Genomic DNA, 18,858 nt, shown 5'->3' on the forward strand with positions numbered 1-18,858 from the left:
CCTGATGGCGCAGCGCTATCAGGCCTGCGGGTTCCACATCTGTAGGCCTGATAAGGTGTTTACGCCGACATCCGGCAATAAAAGCTGAGCAACCGTTCAGCCTGTTTTACGCACAGGGCGATAGTGGGTGGATTCGTCAAGAAAACGGCGGATGTGGATTTCTTTTTCCAGCCGCTGTTGAAGCTGACGTTCGAGCGCTTCAGGAGAGTGCAGATCGGCCAGCCGCTCGTTGATTCTGCTCACGGCTTCGCTGCGCAGCTGTATATGTTCCTGGATATTCTTCTGTGCCCGTGCTGTCCGGGTATCACCGAAGAGCATAAAGGTCATTAATTCACGCTGCTGCTCAGAGTTAAGGGCGTTCAGATATTTGGTGCACAATGTTTGGTAGGTGATGATGCGACGATCGAGTTCGTCAACCCAGGCGGTCAGCTCGTCACGCTGCGCGGGTGAAAGCTCAGCCATTTCCTGCTGACCGAAAAGTGTTGTTCTCAGCGCCTGAAGCCCGGCGAGATACTGCTGCTCCAGAGGAATCACCCGCTGAGCAAAGCATTCATCCAGGGAGGTTTTAGTTTCCTGCGCGATATTCTGATAAACAGGTTGACTCATTTTTTCCTCCCGCACGCGTGGTGCTATTAGATAAGACCAGAATTGCAGCCAGGATGAGTACGATCCCGCGTCTTAATTTAAGCTAACATAATAAATTATAAACAAAAAATCTATTCTGCTTATCTGAATGATAACCTGCTCTGATAGTTCACCTTAGTTTCTTTGCGTCAAAAATAGATTGACCGCCAGGCCTTGTAGGCTGCTACACACACCGTTTTCCACGTTGCCGCTGTGTCTGGTCCTTCTTTTTCGATTAGTTTTCCACGTCCGACGATAAAGCATTTGCTTGTTCATAATCGATTCTGTCGATCGTGCCGATCGGTATTATTCATTATTCCTGTCCGCTATTGGCGTTTACCCCGATGTTTCTCTGGCTGAAGCCAGAAGTCAGCGTCAGGAGGCTAAAAGGACATTCGCGGCTGGCAACGATCCTTCTCTTGCACGAAAAAGAGTGTGTTTTCGAACCTGCATGTTGGAGAACCCGGCAGTGGGGCACTCTACTCGCGGGACAGCAACAGACGACATAGCTGCAATCGATATGTCGCCCGTTAACATTCAAGGATGTTGACATTAAGCGGTGGGATTACGGGGTAAAAGAAGGGGCGCGCCAGCCCAGTTCCAGCGATATTTTTTTAGCGCACTCTTTGACGTGAGGGACGAGTTCTTGCATGCGCGCGTCCGGCATATAGATGACCGTGCTGGCGACGGAGATGGCCGCGACCACATGGTTTCCGGCATCGTAAACCGGAGCCGCCACGCAGCGAATCGTCGGCTCATTTTCTTCAAGATCGAACGCGAAGCCTGCGTCGGCGTAGCCGCGCATCCGGGCGAGGAAGTCCGGGAGATGACATAATTCGCCATGGGCTAAAAAAAGCTGACGCCATTCGGATTCATCCGCGTCGAGTAACAGCGCTTTGCCAATGCCGGTCAGCACCAGCGGCATGCGATGCCCAATACGCGAGCGCATTTCCAGTCCCTGTTGGCCAGGAATTTTATCGATATACAGGACTTCCGCGCCTTCCCGTTGCCCCAGATGAACCGTGTCGCGGGTAAAATCCGCCAGCTGTTGCAGGAAGGGGCGCGCCAGAGGATAAAGCGGCGTATTTTCCAGTGAACGGGTGCCCAGCTCAATTAAGCGTGGGCCGAGCGCATAGCCATCGTGGTGAGTGAAGCGAAGAAAACGCTGTTGTACCAGCGCGCTGAGCAGCCGATGGGTCGTGCTTTTACTGGTTCCGGTAAACTCGCCGACGCTGCGTAAATCCCGACATCCTGACGCGACGGCATCAATAACAGCAAGACCGCGCAGTAGGGTTTGTACTCCCGTAATTTCGGTAGGTTGAGCATCCATAATTCACCCTGATACAGTGGTCATATTCATGTTTAAGATCAGTACGATAACAATAACCGATTCTGTGTGATAAAAATGTAACCGCGCCGTGATTTCGCCACCGCGGGCAGAAATTCCGTGTAACAGTGACGGATTTTCTGCCCGTTTCTGCTCACTCAGGAGAGCAACTGATTTTTACGTGCGCGTCTTGCGGCTATGGCCTTGCGTACCATTGGGCCAAACAGAGTCAGCATCGCCAATAGCAGGAGCGTGGCGGTGATGGGACGGGTATAAATGAAATCAAAACTCCCGTTGGACAGCGACATCGCGCGACGGAAGTTACTTTCCGCCATCGGCCCCATGATGAGTGCCAGCACGACAGGAGAAGCCGGGAAACCGCCTTTTTGCATGAAATAGCCGATCACGCCCGCGACCAGCATAATGCCGACGTCAAACATGCTGTTGTTCAGAGCATAGGTGCCGACGATACACAGTGCGAGGATCAGCGGAGTCAGGACGCTCTTGGGAATGTTGATCATTTTGGCGATGAAACGAACGGAAACCAGGCCAAGAATAAGCAGCATCAGATAGCAAAACAGCATTCCGACAAACAGCATATAGACCGTGTCGCTGTGTTCGGTAAATAGTCGAGGCCCGGGCTGCATTCCCTGTAGCGTCAGCGCGCCCAGCATTACCGCCGTCGTGGCGTCACCAGGAATTCCCAGCGTCAGCATAGGTAACAGCGCGCCGCCCGTGCAGCCATTAGCGCCTGCTTCACAGGCCGAAACCGCTTTGAGTTCACCCTTGCCAAACTGATCTTCCGGCCTGGCAAAGCGCTTCGCTTCATTGTAAGAAACGAAAGCGGCAATATCCGCCCCCGCGCCGGGAATCATGCCAATAAACACGCCCAGACCGGAGGAACGCAGCAGTGTGACAATAAGACGTTTGAACGTAGACCACGGCGGAATGATTCGACCAATAGCGTACTGCACCGTCTTGCTCACTACCTCGTCTTTTTCCAGCGACTTAAGCACTTCTGCAGTGGCGAACAGGCCAATCATCACCGGGATAAAAGGCACGTTCATCAGCTCGACAAAACCGCCGGTGAAACGCGGAAATCCGCCCATCGGATCGAGGCCAATGGTCGCGACCAGCAAACCACCAACGCCAGCGATCAGCCCCTTAATCAGCGATTCACCGGAAATACTGGCAATAATACTTAAGCCGAAAACGGCTAGCGCAAACGTCTCTGCGGCGCTGAATTTTAGCGCCACCTCGGCCAGAATCGGCGAGAGGAACATCAGCACGATTATGCTGAGGGTGCCGCCGAAAAAAGAGGAGAAAGTCGCCGTACCCAGCGCCACACCGGCCTGACCTTTTTTCGTCAGTTCATAGCCGTCAATCGCCGTTGCCGCGGCGGCTGGCGTGCCGGGGATCCGGAGCAGAATGGCAATAATCGAACCACCATAAACGCCACCAAAAAAGACGCCGGAGATAATCAGTAAGCCAGAAATCGGATCCATGCCGTAGGTAAAAGGCAGCATTACGGCAACGCTCATGGTGACAGTCAGGCCCGGTAACGCGCCCACCAGGATGCCAAGCCAGACGCCAATCATTGAAAATAAAATGGCTTCCGGGTGGGCCAGCAAGCTATTTACGCCGCCGAGAATAAGATCAAATTGGGACATAATTACTCCAGAGTCAGCGATTCCAGGAGGCTGCTTTCCGGCAGCGGAACGTTAAGCGCCAGCGAAAAGAGGATATACAGCGTAATGGAGAGCACGATGGCCAGCAGCCCATTAACCCACCAGCGTTGGATACCGGAGATTTTCATAATCAGCATCATAAAAAGTACCGTTGCGGCCAGGTAGCCAAAAAGCTGCATGGCGTAGAGGTATGCCACGCAGGTGACGACGGTACAAAACGGCCCCGTCCAGCGTCCAAACCCCTGAGTGGGGCGAGTGGGTAGAACCATCAGCCGGCGTAACGTGGTACCAGAAAACTGACCAGCAATTAAGATCAACGAGAGAATAATCAGCAACCAGCTATAAACCGAAGGAAATGCGCCCGCCCCGATATCCGTAGAAATGGACGTTGCAGGAAAGCTTTTGGCAATCGCCAGCACCACTACGGCGATCAGACACAGCAGCAGAGCGACCAAAATGTAGCATTGTCGTTCTGCCGTAGACGCTGGCGGCGTTGTCGGAGTTAACGGATTTTCAACCATAAACGACTCCCATAAGGACTATCCGGCCAAAGGGGGATGGCCGGACGTCACCGTTATTTTTGACCGAGGCCCAGTTTTTCGATGGTGACGGAGAAATCGCGCTGCTGCTCTTCAAGCAATGCCTGGAATTCAGCACGATCGAGCCAGACATAGTTGAGGCGCATTTTGGCTAACGCTTCCTTGAAAGAGGGTTCATCGGCAGTGGCGGCGATAGCGGTGGTCAGAAAATCGATCACGTTTTGCGGGGTTTTGCTGGAGATAACCAGCCCACGCCATGCGCCGATCGACAGATCGATGTTTTTTTCCTGAAGCGTGGGGACGTCAGGCATGTTGGCGTCACGTTGAGTGCTCATTACGGCCAGTGTTTTCAGCTTGCCATCCTCAACCTGGTTGAGGACCTCCGCAGTGCTCACCGTAACGGCTTCAATGTGCCCGCCTAAAAGCGCGGTGACGGCTGGCGTCGCGCCATCGAAAGGAACGTGGTTGAAGGTCACGCCGGTTTTATCTTCCAGCGACGCGGCTGCCAGGTGCCAGATTGCGCCCGTTCCTGAGTTGCCTACCCTGACCTGGCCCGGATTCTCTTTCGCCCAGGCGAGGAACTCTTCCAGCGTATTCCATGGTGCGTCGATTTTAACGGTCACGGCGCTGGGTTCCATATTGAACAGACCCAGTGGAGTAAAGTCCTCCGTTTTAAACTTCACCATTCCCAGAGAGGGCAGGATAGTCAGTTCGGCGGTGCCCATCGCCAGCTTGTAGCCGTTAGGGCGCGATGCAGCAAGCTCGCTAAAACCAATTGCGCCGCCTCCGCCAGGCTTATTAATGACGCCAACGCCGACCGGAAAGTGCGGTTTAGAGGCTTCAGCAAATGCGCGCGCCACCAGATCGGTGCCGCCGCCAGCGGCGAAGGGGACGATCAGCTCTATCTGGCGCGTAGGATAATCTGCCGCCTGAGTCGGGCTTGCCAGCAGTAATGAACTGGCGGCTAACAGCGAGGTTAATAATCCAGAGGTAAATTTTTGAATTTTCATAGTCAACTCCGTTTGGTTCTTTTTATGTATTAAGGGGCGAGGACGTTCTCCAGGCGGTCACGAAGTCAGCGGCGCGACTGGCCACTTGCTCTGCTGTCATACCTGGTTGGTAAAGCGCGCCGCCAAGGCCGAATCCACTGGCTCCGGCAGCGCGATAGTCGGATATTGCCTGCGGTGTGATTCCACCAACGGGCAGCAGCGGGATCGCCGCGGGGATCACGGCGCGCCACGCTTTCACCACGACGGGAGGGATCGCCTCAGCGGGAAACTGTTTCACCGCATCCGCTCCCTTCGCCAGCGCGCTGAAAGCCTCGCCTGGCGTCGCCGCCCCGGGGAGGCTTATCAATCCCGCGCGCTTTGTCTCTTCAATTAATACCGGATCGGTATGGGGAGAGATAATCAGCTGGCCGCCGCTTTGCGCCACGTCATGCAGCTGAGTCACGGTCATCACCGTTCCAGCGCCCACCCAACAGTCCGAAGGTAAAATACGACGCAGACGTGAAATACTCAGCAAGGGTTCAGGCGAATTAAGCGGGACTTCGATGATGCGGAATCCCTGTTCATACAGGGCGGCTCCGACGGCTTCAACCTGTTCGGGCGGTATACCGCGCAGAATGGCAATCAGACCGGTTTGACGTAGCGTGGTGATAAAATCCATAGTCAGTTCCTGGTGTTGGTCGAGAAAAAGGTCAACGGGAAATCAGGCCACAAGACTGGCGTAACGCGCTACCTGCCACATTCCCTGTTCCGCCGCACCGGGAGCGATATACACCGGATTGCGGCATTCAAAAATCGCCATGGCGCGCTGGTAGCGCTGACACAACGGCTGCGAACCAATTAAGGTGATGTCGGTATCGGCGGAGATCCCATCCAGCGCGATGGCAAGCTCATTGCCCAGCAGGAGACCCGAGAGATAGTCCGGCTGTTGTTGCGGCGATAGCTGCTGACAAAGGAGCCGGGTACGCACCGAAAAGAGAGAGCCGAGCAAATTGCCTGGCTGCTGGCGGGCGACGCGGATGCCTTCAGCAAAAGCCTGCCAGTCAGGAGCTTCAGGGGGCTGCATCGTCAGCCCCAGTATCGAATGGTGGCGCAGCACATCGTAAAGTTCCCCCGACATAAACGTACGCAGGCGGTCAATTTTCTCCTGCGTGACGCTCACCCATTTTGAATGTGTACCGGGCAGGGCAATCAGCGATTCTCTGCCGCTGGCCTGAACATCACGCAGGCGTTCATCACCCGCGATTGCGCCGAACACCTGGGTTTCTTCTCCACGCATCACTTCCGGCAAAAGGTTCGTTTGCTGAACGCCTGGAATGATATAGAAGCAGCGCTGGTCATCGACATCGACGCGGGTTAACTGCTCCGCCAACTGACGAGCATCGCAGGGCGCAGGCAAATAGGGCGCGGGCTGCCAGCCCTGGGCGCTGCCAATCATGCCGCTGGCAATAACCGGACAGGCGGGATCGCCTGCCAGCCAGTCTGCGCAGGCCAGGTCGAAGGCCAGACGAAAGCTCATCAGCCGATTGGGCGCGTCGGGTAATTTCATGATGCCGTGGGGAAGTTCCCGCCGTGCAGTCACGGTACCGTTTGCGGCTAAGCGGTAGGCGCGTAGCGCGCTGGTTCCCCAATCCAGGGCGATCAATGCAGTCATATCAGGATCCTTTTGCATGCGTAGAGACGAAGGGATAAATCAGAGAGGTTCGATGTGCCACCCAGCCCAGCTCTGCGGAAATGTCCTCAGCGTAACGTTTTACGATGCCGCTGAGCTCCTGCATGCGTTCATCCGGCATGTAGGGGGCGATGCTGGCGACAGAAATAGCGGCGACAACATGATTTCCGGCATCCCGAATCGGTGCCGCCACGCAGCGGATGGCGAGCTCGTTCTCTTCCAGATCCAGGGTGTAACCGCGCTCAGCGTAATGGTGCATGCTGCGAATAAAGGAACCGGCGTCCGCGCCGGGATTATGCAGTCGATAAAAGTGCTGCCATTCCGCCATCGTCGCGCCGAGCATCAGCGCTTTGCCAATGCCAGTCGAAAACAGCGGCATACGGTGCCCAACGCGCGAGCGCATCTCCAGCCCGCGGGTACCGGGAATTTTATCGATATACAACACGTCGCCTTGCTCGCGAATGCCGAGATGGACGGTGTCCTGAGTGAGCTGAGCCAGCGCTTCGAGCAGCGGGCGGGCGGCGATGCGTAGCGGATAACCGGCAAGCGATGCGCCGCCCAGCTCAATCAGTCTTGGCCCGAGAAAATAGCCCCGGCTGGAAATTTGTCGCAAATATCGTTGAGCGACCAGGGCGCTGATCAGACGATGCGTTGTACTGCGCGGTGCGGAAATGTGCTGACTGATTGCGCGTAAATCATGATGTCCTGCGGCAACCGCTTCGATGGCAGCCAGTCCGCGCAGTAACGTTTGTACACCGTTCACAGTCGAAGGAGAGGAGGTCATGATAATTTCCGCCTGGTCGCTTATTTGATGGCGGTATATTTCCATAGTCAATTAACTGGAAATATGAATTCGCTCACACAATACCACATTATAAACTCGTGTTTCATATATAGGGATTATTAGGGTGAATAAAGCGATAGTAATCACAATTGAGGTTCAGGGTGAAATATATATTTTGGACTGTCGGTGATGCGTATTGAGTAGCTTCTCGTTCAGGCGAATGGCTGATTATTAATGGGCATCGCGCGCCGCATTAACTTCATCGTGAATTCACACCATAAGGGAAAAATTATGTCAGGATTTAATTTCGTTAATCCGGTTAATTTCTATTTTGGCCAGGGGAAACTGGCACAGGCGGGAACAATTACCGCGCAATACGGCAAAAAGGCGCTGATCATTGCTTCAGATAGTGCGAAGCCTACGGGGCAGTTGGCGGCGTTGGTTGATGTATTGACGCAGGCGGGCGTGACGTCCGTCTGTTTTGATCGTTTCATGCAGAACCCGCTTTCAACCCTTGTCGATGAAGGGGCTGCGTTCGCCCGTGAACAGCAATGCGATGTGATTGTCGGCATTGGCGGGGGAAGCGCGATGGATATGGCAAAAGGCATTGCCTTTATGGCCTGTAATAGCGGAGGAATTTGGGACTATGTATTTGGACAAACTCCGGCTGATTCGGCGCTACCGGTAGTGTTAATTCCGACTACCGCAGGCACGGGCAGCGAAGCGAATAAAACGGCGGTATTTACGAATCCACAAACCAATGACAAAAAAGGGCTGGTGAATCCGCTGATTTATCCGAAGGCGGCAATTATTGATCCTTTATTAATGCTGACGTTACCCCGGCGCGTTATTGCCGGTCCGGGAGCTGATGTCCTGTTTCATTCGTTGGAGTCATTTATTTCGAAAAATGCCCATCCGATGAGTGAAATGCTTTCATTACAGGCGCTTGAGCTGATTGGCAAATATTTACCGCAGGTTTATGACGATGTCACCAATATTGAGGCGTGGGAAAAAGTCACTTTTGCCAGTTCGCTGGCGGGTATGGCGATTGATTGTGCCGGGACGACATTGCCCCATGCGTTGCAGCACCCGATGGGCGGGTTGCTTGATGTCGTACATGCCGAAGGCATTGCCGCCATTTACATGGCCTTTATGGAATTCACCTGGCAAAGCGCGCCGCAAAAATTCGCCGCTATCGCCAAAGCGCTTGGCGTGAATACCCTCAATATGACCGAAGAAGAAGCGGCGAGAAGCAGTATTGATGCGGTGCGTTCGCTGCTGGGCTACGTCAATATGCTGCCGTCGCTCAGCTCTCTGGGCGTTAAAGAGGAACATTTCGACTGGTTTATTGGCAATGCCACTACCACGATGCGTGTCGTGCTTGCGAATAATCCCCGCGTGCCTGACGCCGATGAGATTCGCGCCATTTATCAGCAAAGCCTCTAAACCCACGTCACCGCCTCAGGAGCAAGCTTATGATTATTATCATCGACAGCGGTTCAACCCAGACCCGGCTCTATTTGTTACGCGATGAGGAGATCGTTGCTGAACATCTCCTCGCTGTTGGCGTTAACTCCGGGAAGGCCCGTTCTCAGGGGGATTTCAGAGACGCCATTGCCGCAGGGATAAGTGAACTGCTGCACGCTAACCAATTGACGCCCGGTGATGTGCGTTTTGCGATTGCCTCGGGAATGATCACCTCTAACCTCGGGCTGCTGGAGATACCGCATATCACCGCTCCGGTGAGCCTTGAGCAGCTTGTCTCCCGGGTGGTGAAGGTAAAAGATCCCGCAATACTGCCTCTGGATTTGGAGATCCGTTTTGTCCCTGGTATCAAAAATGCGCAGGCGGATCGTAGCTGGTCCAGCCTGCGGGATATCGACCTGATGCGCGGGGAAGAGACTCAGGCCGTGGGGCTGATGACGTCGCTTTACAGGAACCTGCCGCTGACGATGATCGAACTGGGTTCAACAACCAAGCTTATCCACATTGACGCGCAGGGAAGAATCGCCGGCAGTATTACCAGTCTGAGCGGGCAGGTTTATGCGGCGCTGAAAAAAGAGACGTTTATTGGCGCCAGTATGCTGGAAGAAGAGGATGACGATTTTTTCTCGGCGGACATCCTGCAATATGCCTGTGATAGCGTGCATCATGCGGGCCTTCTGCGCACGCTGCTGTTTACGCGTTTTATCGAGTTCTCGTTGCCGTGCACCGCAGTCGAAAGAACATTTTTTTGTCAGGCGGCGCTGGCGGCGGATGACATGAAACTCTTTGATGAGGCCGAGCGTTTAGGCTTTTCTCTGCAAGGCGACATTGTGCTGACAGGCAAGCGGCAGCGCTGCGAAATGTATCGTTCTATATGGCGCAGCCGATATGGACTTGAGAACCCGGTCCATTTTATCTGTGATAAAGACGAGATCGCCCAACTGGCGATCAAAGGGGCAGGGTATATTGCCCGTCAGATGACGTAACGCACCAGATAGCAAAGCCTCGCAGGCTACGCGGGGCTTTGTGGTTTTTCACTGTTTCGCATACAGCACATAAGGACCGGATGAGTAAGAGATAACAATGATTTTATTGGGCAATTTCCTCAAGCCTGCAGGCACATCCAGGTCATCCTCAGGCCGCAGGCCATTCAGACGCTTCGCGAAGTATGTCGCGGCCTTCTGGAGGATGGTCAGTTCATCAGCCTGCTCAGCGAGTTGAAGTCAGACGTTAAACCGTGATTTTGGTATTATGTAATTGATATATATTGCTTTGTTTGTTGGATTGTCTTAAATGTACTCATTGTTGTACTCATTTTGGAGTTGGCTTGCTTTCGTAATGTGAAGGTCGTATGTTCGACTCCATTATCGGTACCATTTCAAACTCTTGCCAAGTCTGAACGGCGGGGTAATGTCTGGGATTCACACGGCCTGCATTGATCAAATCACGCCCGTATCAGGCATGAAGAATACCCGGCAACCCTCATGTGCCGGGAAATAGATTGCAAGAATTCATTCTGGCAATAAAAGTTATCGCTATATCCTGAAATGAAATATAAGGTTATTGGCCGTGATTTCTCATGGTAGTAATTGCAGTAAAATAATCATTGTATACATTGTAAAAGCAGGATGGAATTTTAAAAAACCACTGTTGATGACAACTTCATTTTTTATTCGGTAGACACTTTTTTTACACATGTTAATTTCATCAGCAATGCCTTGAATGCTGTGCCCTTGGTTAAAAAGTTCCAGATTTCTCATATTTCGACTGTTGATGACAGGATGGCTTATTTCGGTTGCATTTTGCAGGCTCTTGATAATGTAACCGGATGGGTCTTTTTTAGATAAAAACTGTGGTTCATCTTAAGAAAACGGAGCGGTAAATCAAATATATAGATAAAGTGACATTTTTTATTGATGTCATGATGCAGAAATGTAGTATCTGAAAAACTGTCAACATCGATAATAATAACATCACCTTTATTAATAAAAACAGTCTTTATAATATCTGTAATGCTTTTAAATAACACGGGGTAAACACACAATCCCCCCTCGCGTAAAACGGTAGTGAGTCCGAATGAAAAAAAATGGTCTCGGGAGATTATCATTACGCTCATAATATTTCCTTTTTTCTTTCATGCCTTTGTCATTATTTTAGCGATAGGCATAAATATGCTGAGACAAATCCGCATTAAAAACGTTTACTGTAACGATATGGGGGAAGGGCTGAATCTTACTTTTTAATTGTAGTTTTTGCTTAAAATTATGCTCGCTATTTTTTAAAGGAATAGCTACAAGTAATAATACCAACCCCACTTAGCAATGAGAAAAATAATAATGTTGGCCATCGATTATCCTGTGGACTCTTTTCTTTATTTAATTTTGAAACACGATAGTTGCCGTTGCGATCGACAAATATTTCATACGTCCGTGCATATCGGGTACCACGCTTTTTGATGGCGCTGGCCTGAAGAGGGGTTATCTGATCTTCTTTCTCATACTTTTTATCTGCGGACCTGAATTTAGCATAGTAGCGGTTTACTTTTTTATAGGAGCGTCGGTGAATCGCCACGGATAATCTAGACACTTCCGAGCTGTTGATAATACTGCTTTTCGTATTCTGTCGGTAACATCTGATCGCTTGAACTATGCCGACGCTTACTGTTATAAAACATTTCGATGTAATCAAAAATATCGCTACGGGCTTCTTCACGCGTTCCGTAGATCTATTTCTTTATCCGTTCGCGTTTCAGTAGCTGGAAAAAGCTCTCTGCAACCGCGTTATCATGACAGTTACCGCGACGGCTCATGCTACCTTCCAGCCCGTGTGACTTCAGGAACGACTGTCACTCATGACTTGTGTATTGACTGCCCTGGTCTGAGTGAACCAGCACCTGTTTTTGGGGATTACGTCGCCATACAGCCATCAGCAGTGCGTTAAGAACAATATCTTTTGTCATCCGGGGTCGCATTGACCAGCCGATAACTTTGCGCGAGAACAGGTCAACAACTACGGCCAGATACAGCCAGCCTTCGTGGGTTCGGATGTAAGTTATGTCCATTACCCAACGTTCATCCGGTGCTTCCGGGTTGAACTGCCGCTGGAGTCTGTTGGGTGTCACGATACTGGCTTCACCTTTACGCGCTCATGGGGGTCGATACCCGACCTGAGTCTTTATCCCGGCACGCTTCATCAGTCGCCAGACTCTGTTCACTCCGCACTGTTGCCCGCTGTCCCGCAGGTCCAGATGGATCTTGCGATAGCCATAAACACAACCGGACTCCAGCCAGAACTGTTTGATCTGTCCCGTCAGTCTCAGATCTGCCTGGTGGCGCTGAGAATGCGGCTGCTGAAGCCAGGCGTAAAAACCACTGGAATGAACATCCAGCACCCTACAGAGCAGACGAATAGGCCAGCAACAGGAGTTGTCACGGATAAAGGCGTACCTCAGTCGGACAGCTTTGCGAAGTACGCGGCTTTTTTTAATATGTCCCGTTCGTCAGTAACCCGCTTCAGCTCCTTCTGGAGTCGGCGGATCTCGGCCTGAGCATCTGACTGCTCTTTGTTGGTGGATGAGTCCGGCCCCTACTTCTTTATCCAGGCATAAAGACTGTGGGTAGTGATATCGAGACGTGTTGCAACACTGGAAACAGAATAGCCACGATCAACAACCTGTTTAACTGCTTCAATTTTAAACTCTTCAGGATAACGCTTACTGCTCATGTGCACCTCTCTTTAAGCCATTTCAAATGAGTCCGAGGTGTCTGTTAAACCTGTGGTGATTCAGACCTCTTGATTTGGGGTACATGGAAAATGGGCGTAGCAAGCCTCAGCTAGATAACTAACCGTAATAAAGGGCTTTTCTGCGTGCAATGTAAGGCAAGGATAACCAGGCAGGTTGCAAGAAAGATAATCGTTTTGATAGATCAGTTTCTCGATATTGATCGTTAGTGCCGATCGATAAGAAGTGCGGGAACGTTAGACTCACCTCTGTTGCTCCATCATGATGATGGGGCTGTTGGCCCTAGAATCTATCTGTCTATTAGCATCGGCATGACAAATACCATGTGTCGTCAAAACAAAAGACAACAGAAAAATACATATGTATAAAAACAAGTATGGTTTTATTCTGTCACTTCAATACTTCCTTTCGCCTAAGATTGCCCGTAATAATTCCCCATGCAGTACTATTACTGCGATATAACAACATGAATTATATTGTAATGATGGATGCTTGCCTCTACTGGTTCCTGTAAGGATCATGACTCCATACAACATCATTTTTAATTTTCTCCAGTTCAAAAAATCTACATACGTCACAAATAAATTTACATTTGATAATGTATAGTTGTCATGTGACAAGTTGATTATCATTCTGTGTAGACAAGGAGAACTGTTATGACGGATTCAATTCCATCAGGTTACAAGCCGCTGACATGTGACACGCTGCCGGGTTATCTCTCATCCAGACTGACCCCTTCATGCGAACCGGGAGGGTTACCTGAAGAGTGGAAAGTTTCAGAAGTGGGGGACGGAAACCTGAACATGGTGTTTATCGTTGAAGGGACGCATAAAACCATCATTGTAAAACAAGCTTTGCCTTGGCTTCGTGCGGGAGGCGAAGGATGGCCTTTATCTCTGAGCCGAGCAGGCTTTGAGTACAACGTTTTATGTCAAGAAGCAAAATACGCGGGTCACTCACTGATTCCGCAGGTCTATTTTTACGACCCGGAAATGGCACTGTTTGCCATGGAGTATCTGACGCCTCACGTAATTCTGCGTAAGGAACTGATTAACGGTAAAAAATTCCCTAAGCTAGCAGAAGATATCGGCAGATTTTTAGCTCAGACTCTCTTTAATACGTCTGACATTGGCATGTCAGCAGAACAGAAAAAAGCGCTTACTGCCGAGTTCTCGTTGAATCATGAGCTGTGCAAAATTACGGAAGATCTGATCTTCACAGAGCCCTATTACAACGCTGAACGGAATAACTGGACTTCTCCTGAACTGGACGATGCCGTCCATAAGGCCTGGGCTGATGTAGAGATGATCCAGGTTGCCATGCGTTATAAGTACAAATTTATGACAGAAGCGCAGGCATTGTTACATGGTGACCTTCATTCAGGGTCAATCATGGTGACCGACACGGATACCAAAGTGATAGATCCAGAATTCGGTTTCATGGGTCCAATGGCGTTTGATATCGGCAATTATATTGGCAACATTCTGCTGGCGTTCTTCTCACGCCCTGGGTGGGATGCGAATGAGCAACGTCGCGCTGACTATCAGGAATGGCTGCTTCAGCAGATTGTCCAAACCTGGTCCGTTTTCACCCGGGAGTTCCGTCAGCTTTGGGACAACAAAACACAGGGCGACGCGTGGCCGACAGAAATGTATCAACAGAACAGGGCCGCTCTTGAGGACGCACAGGATCAGTTTTTTGCCACCCTACTTGAAGATTCCCTGGTGAATGCCGGCATGGAAATGAATCGCCGGATCATTGGTTTTGCTGGCGTTGCCGAGCTGAAACAGATTGAAAATACAGAGCTTCGCGCAGAATGTGAACGACGCGCTTTGACCATGGCGCGCGATCTTATCGTCAATGCCCGCCAGTTTAAAAATATGGACTCCGTCATCCAGTCTGCGAAGGTTAAGTAAGAGGTCATTATGAATATTAAAGGTAAACACTACCGTACGGTCTGGGTTTCCGGGGATGGAAAAGCGGTAGAAATCATCGATCAGACTAAGTTGCCTTTTAAGTTCGAGGTGGTGGCGCTTACCTCTGCGGAAATGGCCGCTACGGCTATTCAGGAGATGTGGGTTCGTGGCGCTCCGCTTATTGGTGTCGTTGCAGCCTATGGTATCGCGCTGGGAATGAATCACGATGCCAGTGACATGGGTCTGCAGCGTTACTATGACCTTCTTATCAAAACCCGACCAACGGCAATTAACCTCAAATGGGCTCTCGACAGGATGATAGCCACACTGAAGAATCTCTGTATATCAGAGCGCAAGGATGTGGCCTGGGCGCTGGCGGCAGAAATTGCCGAGGAAGATGTCGCGTTGTGTGAACAAATTGGATTACATGGCGCAGAACTCATTCGCGAAATAGCCCAGAAAAAACCGGCAGGCAGTGTGGTAAATATCCTGACGCACTGCAACGCAGGATGGCTGGCGACCGTAGATTGGGGCACGGCACTTTCCCCCATCTATAAAGCGCATGAAAACGGAATTTCCGTTCATGTCTGGGTGGATGAAACGCGGCCACGCAATCAGGGAGGGCTCACGGCATTTGAACTGGGATCACATGGCATTCCTCACACCCTGATTGCCGACAATGCGGGAGGTCACCTGATGCAGCACGGCGACGTTGATCTTTGTATTGTCGGGACCGATCGAACAACGGCCAAAGGAGATGTCTGTAATAAAATAGGCACCTATCTTAAAGCGCTGGCCGCCCATGATAACCATGTGCCCTTTTACGTCGCTTTACCTTCACCCACCATTGACTGGACTATTGAAGACGGAAAAACCATTCCGATTGAACAACGTGACGGAAAGGAACAGTCCCATGTCTACGGGATAAACCCTCATGGAGAGTTGAGCTGGGTGAATATTGCCCCTGAAGGAACACGTTGCGGAAACTATGCTTTCGACGTCACGCCTGCCAAATATATCACCGGCCTCATTACTGAACGGGGAGTCTGTGCCGCCAGTGAGTCAGCGCTGTCGGGGATGTTTGCTGACCTTAAGAGTAACTCACTCTAGCGACGGCCAGTGCTGTTAAGGAGCAAGAATGGAAAGGATCAAATTAGCAGAAAATATCATTTCCACTTGTCGGGAAATGAATGCGTCAGGTCTTAATCAAGGAACATCAGGTAATGTGAGTGCCAGATATACCGGTGGCATGTTGATTACGCCGAGTGGGATCGCTTATTCAAAGATGACGCCGGACATGATTGTCTTTGTAGACGATAAGGGAGTACCTGACGCGGGTAAAATACCATCAAGTGAATGGTTATTTCATCTGGCGTGTTATAAAGCCAGACCAGAGTTGAATGCTGTCATACATACGCATGCGGTGAATTCCACGGCGGTGGCAATACATAATCATTCAATTCCGGCCATTCATTATATGGTGGCGGTATCGGGGACGGATCATATTCCCTGTATTCCCTATTATACCTTTGGCAGCCCTGAACTGGCCGACAGTGTATCTAAAGGGATCAGAGAAAGTAAGTCCTTGCTGATGCAGCACCACGGTATGCTGGCCATGGACGTCACGCTGGAAAAGACGTTGTGGCTGGCGGGTGAAACCGAGACGCTGGCTGATTTATACATCAAATGTGGCGGATTACATCACGATGTTCCCGTTCTGTCTGAAGCCGAAATGACCATCGTTCTTGAAAAATTCAAAACGTATGGTTTGAAAGCGTAATTACAGCTTTATTTTAATTAATAACATATAGCAGCCATTCGCGGAATGGCTGCTATCCCCTCTGTCCACAACGATTGATTATAACTACCACAAGGAGTTATTTATGTTTATCGTGGAATCGTATGCTGTCGCCATAATAATGTGTTTTATTACCATGATTTGCTGGGGTTCATGGGCGAATACAACCAAACTTGTCAGCAATAAAAAATGGGAGTTTCCTCTATTCTATTGGGATTATTCAATTGGATTATTGCTGTGTTCTTTGTTATTTGCCTTCACGCTGGGTTCTATGGGCGAAGCCGGTCGTAGCTTTATACCTGATATTCAGCAGGCGAGCAGTAGTAGTCTGATGTCGGCAATACTGGCAGGGATTATTTTCAATATTTCCAATATCCTTCTGGTAGCTTCTATTAATCTTGCCGGTATGGCGGTAGCTTTTCCTGTGGGTGTGGGGCTGGCACTGGCTCTGGGTGTAATCACCACCTATATCGGCAATCCGCAGGGCGATCCGCTCATTCTGTTCCTCGGTGTCGCCTGCGTTGTGATCGCCATTATTTTTACCGCGATAGCCTATGGTCGTGTCACGCAGGAGGCGGATAAATCCCGTCGTAATAAAGGTCTCATCACTGCCATTCTGGCGGGTATCATCATGGGATGGTTTTTCCGCTTCCTGGCTGACTCCATGTCTGACAATTTCAGTCAGCCTGCCAGCGGTCTGATGACGCCGTACTCAGCACTTGTCCTGTTTGCCATAGGGCTGTTTTTGTCGAACTTTATCCTTAACACGCTGGTCATGAAAAAGCCTATTTCAGGAGAACCTGTCAACGGGAAAATGTATTTTTCCGGGAGTTTACGGGATCATGTTTGCGGCTGGCTGGGCGGTATGATTTGGTGTGTCGGTCTTGCATTCAGTCTGATTGCGTCTGGTCAGGCGGGTTATGCCATTTCCTACGGTCTGGGACAGGGTGCCACGATGATTGCCGTGATCTGGGGGGTCTTCATCTGGAGAGAATTTGCCAGTGCGCCAGCCGGAACCAATAAACTGCTGCTGACCATGTTTATTTCATACATTGTGGGTATTGTTCTTATTATCGCCGCTAATCAATAAAATCCTGCCCCATATCCACATGGGGCAGTTGTTCATTCTTTTAGTGTGGTAATTCACACGCCAGCAAAAACTCTGCCGTTCCTTCATCAACAATCAGGTCCGTGACATATCCTCCCAGCAGGGCACCCAACGTTGCGTCATAGCCTCTTTCCCCACCAGCAAGAAAGATCTTCCGTTCAATCTGCCTTAACTGAGCCAGACTGATTCCCAGAATACGCTGGTCAACATCAGCCACGACGGGCATCCCTTCCTTGTCATAGAAGCGGCCACAAATGACACCTACTGCGCCTAAATCCCGATACGTCTGCATTTCCTTCTTATTCAGCACGCCCACCCGAATCAGGGGATTTTCATCAAGCGCGTTACCCACGACAAAAAAGGCTTTCGTACAGCGAGTCAGAACGTCAAAATTCGATCGAATAATAGGCTCTGCCTGTAATTCCATGGCCAGTCTGGCACTTGATACCACGGCAGGAACATGAAGCGAAGCGACACGGCCTGAAAGCTTGTAAGCGATTTGCGATGAGGATTCAATAATCGTCAGGTCTGGTTGAGAGGGCATGGAACCGAGCATCTGAATAACGGTGACATTTTTACATGACTTCGGCGTCATGGTTTTGCTCATCTGATGGATTGTTCTTCCCCAGGCAACCCCCAGCACATCACCATTCTCAATTACCTGATTCAGATACATGCCACCGGCACGTGAAAGACGAGTACGCATCAGCTTTGTATCATCACGTTTTCCGGCATGTTCGCCATCAGGCACGATGATCACTCTCTGGAGATTGAATTTATCGCGAATTTGCAAAGCTGCGTCGATAGATCCAAAGACATTCACATCCAGGTTGATATGAACCAGTCCATTTTCCCTGGCTGTTTGCAGGTATTTGACAACCGTGACGCGGGACACCCCCATGATAGATGCAACTTCAGTCTGGCTTTTGCCTTCCTGATAGTACAGCCATGTTGCATGAAGTACGGGATCATCATTGAACAGGCTGCTGTTTGTTAGATCTCTATCCACTTTTGTATACCTGTATTAAACCGGGGAAATGCTTATCTTAACCCTGTTTACCCGGAGAGTTGATGCAGATTGCCAGTGGCATGATTTTATACAGATATTTTATTCTTTTACATGAAATAAACCAGCATACCATTTGAGCGATCGCCCTCTGTTCCCCCA

Annotated in this window: 15 protein-coding genes and 2 pseudogenes; 7 read left to right on the top strand and 10 right to left on the bottom strand. The window is 50.5% G+C overall.

Annotation, left to right across the window (positions count from 1 at the left end; translation table 11 throughout):
- Window positions 1-96 precede the first annotated feature (96 nt).
- Entirely contained in the window at window positions 97-606 is a 510-nt protein-coding gene (locus KQJ19_RS01060; RefSeq protein WP_016153313.1) for a hypothetical protein, read from the bottom strand.
- A gap of 337 nt (window positions 607-943) precedes the next feature.
- Here KQJ19_RS01060 and KQJ19_RS23925 point away from each other — a divergent pair.
- A pseudogene (locus KQJ19_RS23925) lies at window positions 944-1,054 on the top strand (Arm DNA-binding domain-containing protein); the annotation flags it as partial.
- 135 nt (window positions 1,055-1,189) lie between these two features.
- On the opposite strand, the gene KQJ19_RS01070 reads toward KQJ19_RS23925, so the two are convergent.
- From KQJ19_RS01070 to KQJ19_RS01100, 7 genes are all read right to left on the bottom strand, one after another.
- Window positions 1,190-1,954, bottom strand: a complete 765-nt coding sequence (locus KQJ19_RS01070) for an IclR family transcriptional regulator (protein WP_047389881.1) — start codon at window positions 1,952-1,954, stop codon at window positions 1,190-1,192.
- Between the two features lie 155 nt (window positions 1,955-2,109).
- On the bottom strand, window positions 2,110-3,621 hold the full coding sequence (locus KQJ19_RS01075) for a tripartite tricarboxylate transporter permease (RefSeq protein WP_016153311.1): 1,512 nt from the start codon (window positions 3,619-3,621) through the stop codon (window positions 2,110-2,112).
- Between the two features lie 2 nt (window positions 3,622-3,623).
- A complete protein-coding gene (locus KQJ19_RS01080; protein WP_103766390.1) occupies window positions 3,624-4,160 on the bottom strand; it encodes a tripartite tricarboxylate transporter TctB family protein in 537 nt (178 codons plus the stop codon).
- Window positions 4,161-4,213: 53 nt separating this feature from the next.
- A complete protein-coding gene (locus tag KQJ19_RS01085) occupies window positions 4,214-5,188 on the bottom strand; it encodes a tripartite tricarboxylate transporter substrate binding protein (protein WP_016153309.1) in 975 nt (324 codons plus the stop codon).
- A gap of 22 nt (window positions 5,189-5,210) precedes the next feature.
- Window positions 5,211-5,846 (bottom strand): 2-dehydro-3-deoxy-6-phosphogalactonate aldolase, encoded by a 636-nt coding sequence (locus KQJ19_RS01090; RefSeq protein ID WP_103777286.1) that lies wholly within the window; start codon window positions 5,844-5,846, stop codon window positions 5,211-5,213.
- Window positions 5,847-5,888: 42 nt separating this feature from the next.
- Window positions 5,889-6,839, bottom strand: coding sequence for a 2-dehydro-3-deoxygalactonokinase (locus tag KQJ19_RS01095; RefSeq protein ID WP_216403249.1), 951 nt, complete (start codon window positions 6,837-6,839; stop codon window positions 5,889-5,891).
- 1 nt (window position 6,840) lies between these two features.
- Window positions 6,841-7,641 carry an IclR family transcriptional regulator gene (locus KQJ19_RS01100; protein WP_016153306.1) on the bottom strand — a complete coding sequence of 267 codons (801 nt, stop codon included), beginning with the start codon at window positions 7,639-7,641 and terminating at the stop codon, window positions 6,841-6,843.
- 291 nt (window positions 7,642-7,932) lie between these two features.
- Between KQJ19_RS01100 and KQJ19_RS01105 the strand changes: the two genes are divergently transcribed.
- Both KQJ19_RS01105 and KQJ19_RS01110 read left to right on the top strand, forming a co-directional pair.
- Window positions 7,933-9,087, top strand: coding sequence for an iron-containing alcohol dehydrogenase (locus KQJ19_RS01105; RefSeq protein WP_064484478.1), 1,155 nt, complete (start codon window positions 7,933-7,935; stop codon window positions 9,085-9,087).
- Window positions 9,088-9,116: 29 nt separating this feature from the next.
- On the top strand, window positions 9,117-10,112 hold the full coding sequence (locus KQJ19_RS01110) for a 2-dehydro-3-deoxygalactonokinase (protein WP_216403250.1): 996 nt from the start codon (window positions 9,117-9,119) through the stop codon (window positions 10,110-10,112).
- A gap of 1,592 nt (window positions 10,113-11,704) precedes the next feature.
- Here KQJ19_RS01110 and KQJ19_RS01120 read toward each other — a convergent pair.
- Window positions 11,705-12,849: pseudogene (locus KQJ19_RS01120) on the bottom strand (IS3 family transposase).
- Between the two features lie 675 nt (window positions 12,850-13,524).
- Here KQJ19_RS01120 and mtnK point away from each other — a divergent pair.
- The 4 genes from mtnK (at window position 13,525) to KQJ19_RS01140 (ending at window position 17,672) form a co-directional block, all read left to right on the top strand.
- Window positions 13,525-14,784, top strand: a complete 1,260-nt coding sequence (mtnK, locus tag KQJ19_RS01125) for an S-methyl-5-thioribose kinase (protein ID WP_103766385.1) — start codon at window positions 13,525-13,527, stop codon at window positions 14,782-14,784.
- Between the two features lie 9 nt (window positions 14,785-14,793).
- On the top strand, window positions 14,794-15,894 hold the full coding sequence (gene mtnA / locus KQJ19_RS01130; RefSeq protein WP_141875247.1) for an S-methyl-5-thioribose-1-phosphate isomerase: 1,101 nt from the start codon (window positions 14,794-14,796) through the stop codon (window positions 15,892-15,894).
- Between the two features lie 28 nt (window positions 15,895-15,922).
- The gene (locus tag KQJ19_RS01135; protein ID WP_103766384.1) at window positions 15,923-16,564 is read left to right on the top strand and encodes an L-fuculose-phosphate aldolase; all 642 of its coding nucleotides are present in this window, start codon (window positions 15,923-15,925) and stop codon (window positions 16,562-16,564) included.
- A gap of 103 nt (window positions 16,565-16,667) precedes the next feature.
- Window positions 16,668-17,672: a GRP family sugar transporter gene (locus KQJ19_RS01140; protein WP_216403254.1), complete on the top strand. Its 1,005-nt coding sequence runs from the start codon at window positions 16,668-16,670 to the stop codon at window positions 17,670-17,672.
- A 40-nt stretch (window positions 17,673-17,712) separates the two neighbouring features.
- Here KQJ19_RS01140 and KQJ19_RS01145 read toward each other — a convergent pair whose 3' ends face one another.
- Entirely contained in the window at window positions 17,713-18,699 is a 987-nt protein-coding gene (locus KQJ19_RS01145) for a sugar-binding transcriptional regulator (RefSeq protein ID WP_216403255.1), read from the bottom strand.
- Window positions 18,700-18,858: the final 159 nt, after the last annotated feature.

The sequence above is a fragment of the Citrobacter sp. S46_ASV_140 genome, from assembly GCF_018919545.1.
GTDB lineage: Bacteria > Pseudomonadota > Gammaproteobacteria > Enterobacterales > Enterobacteriaceae > Citrobacter > Citrobacter braakii.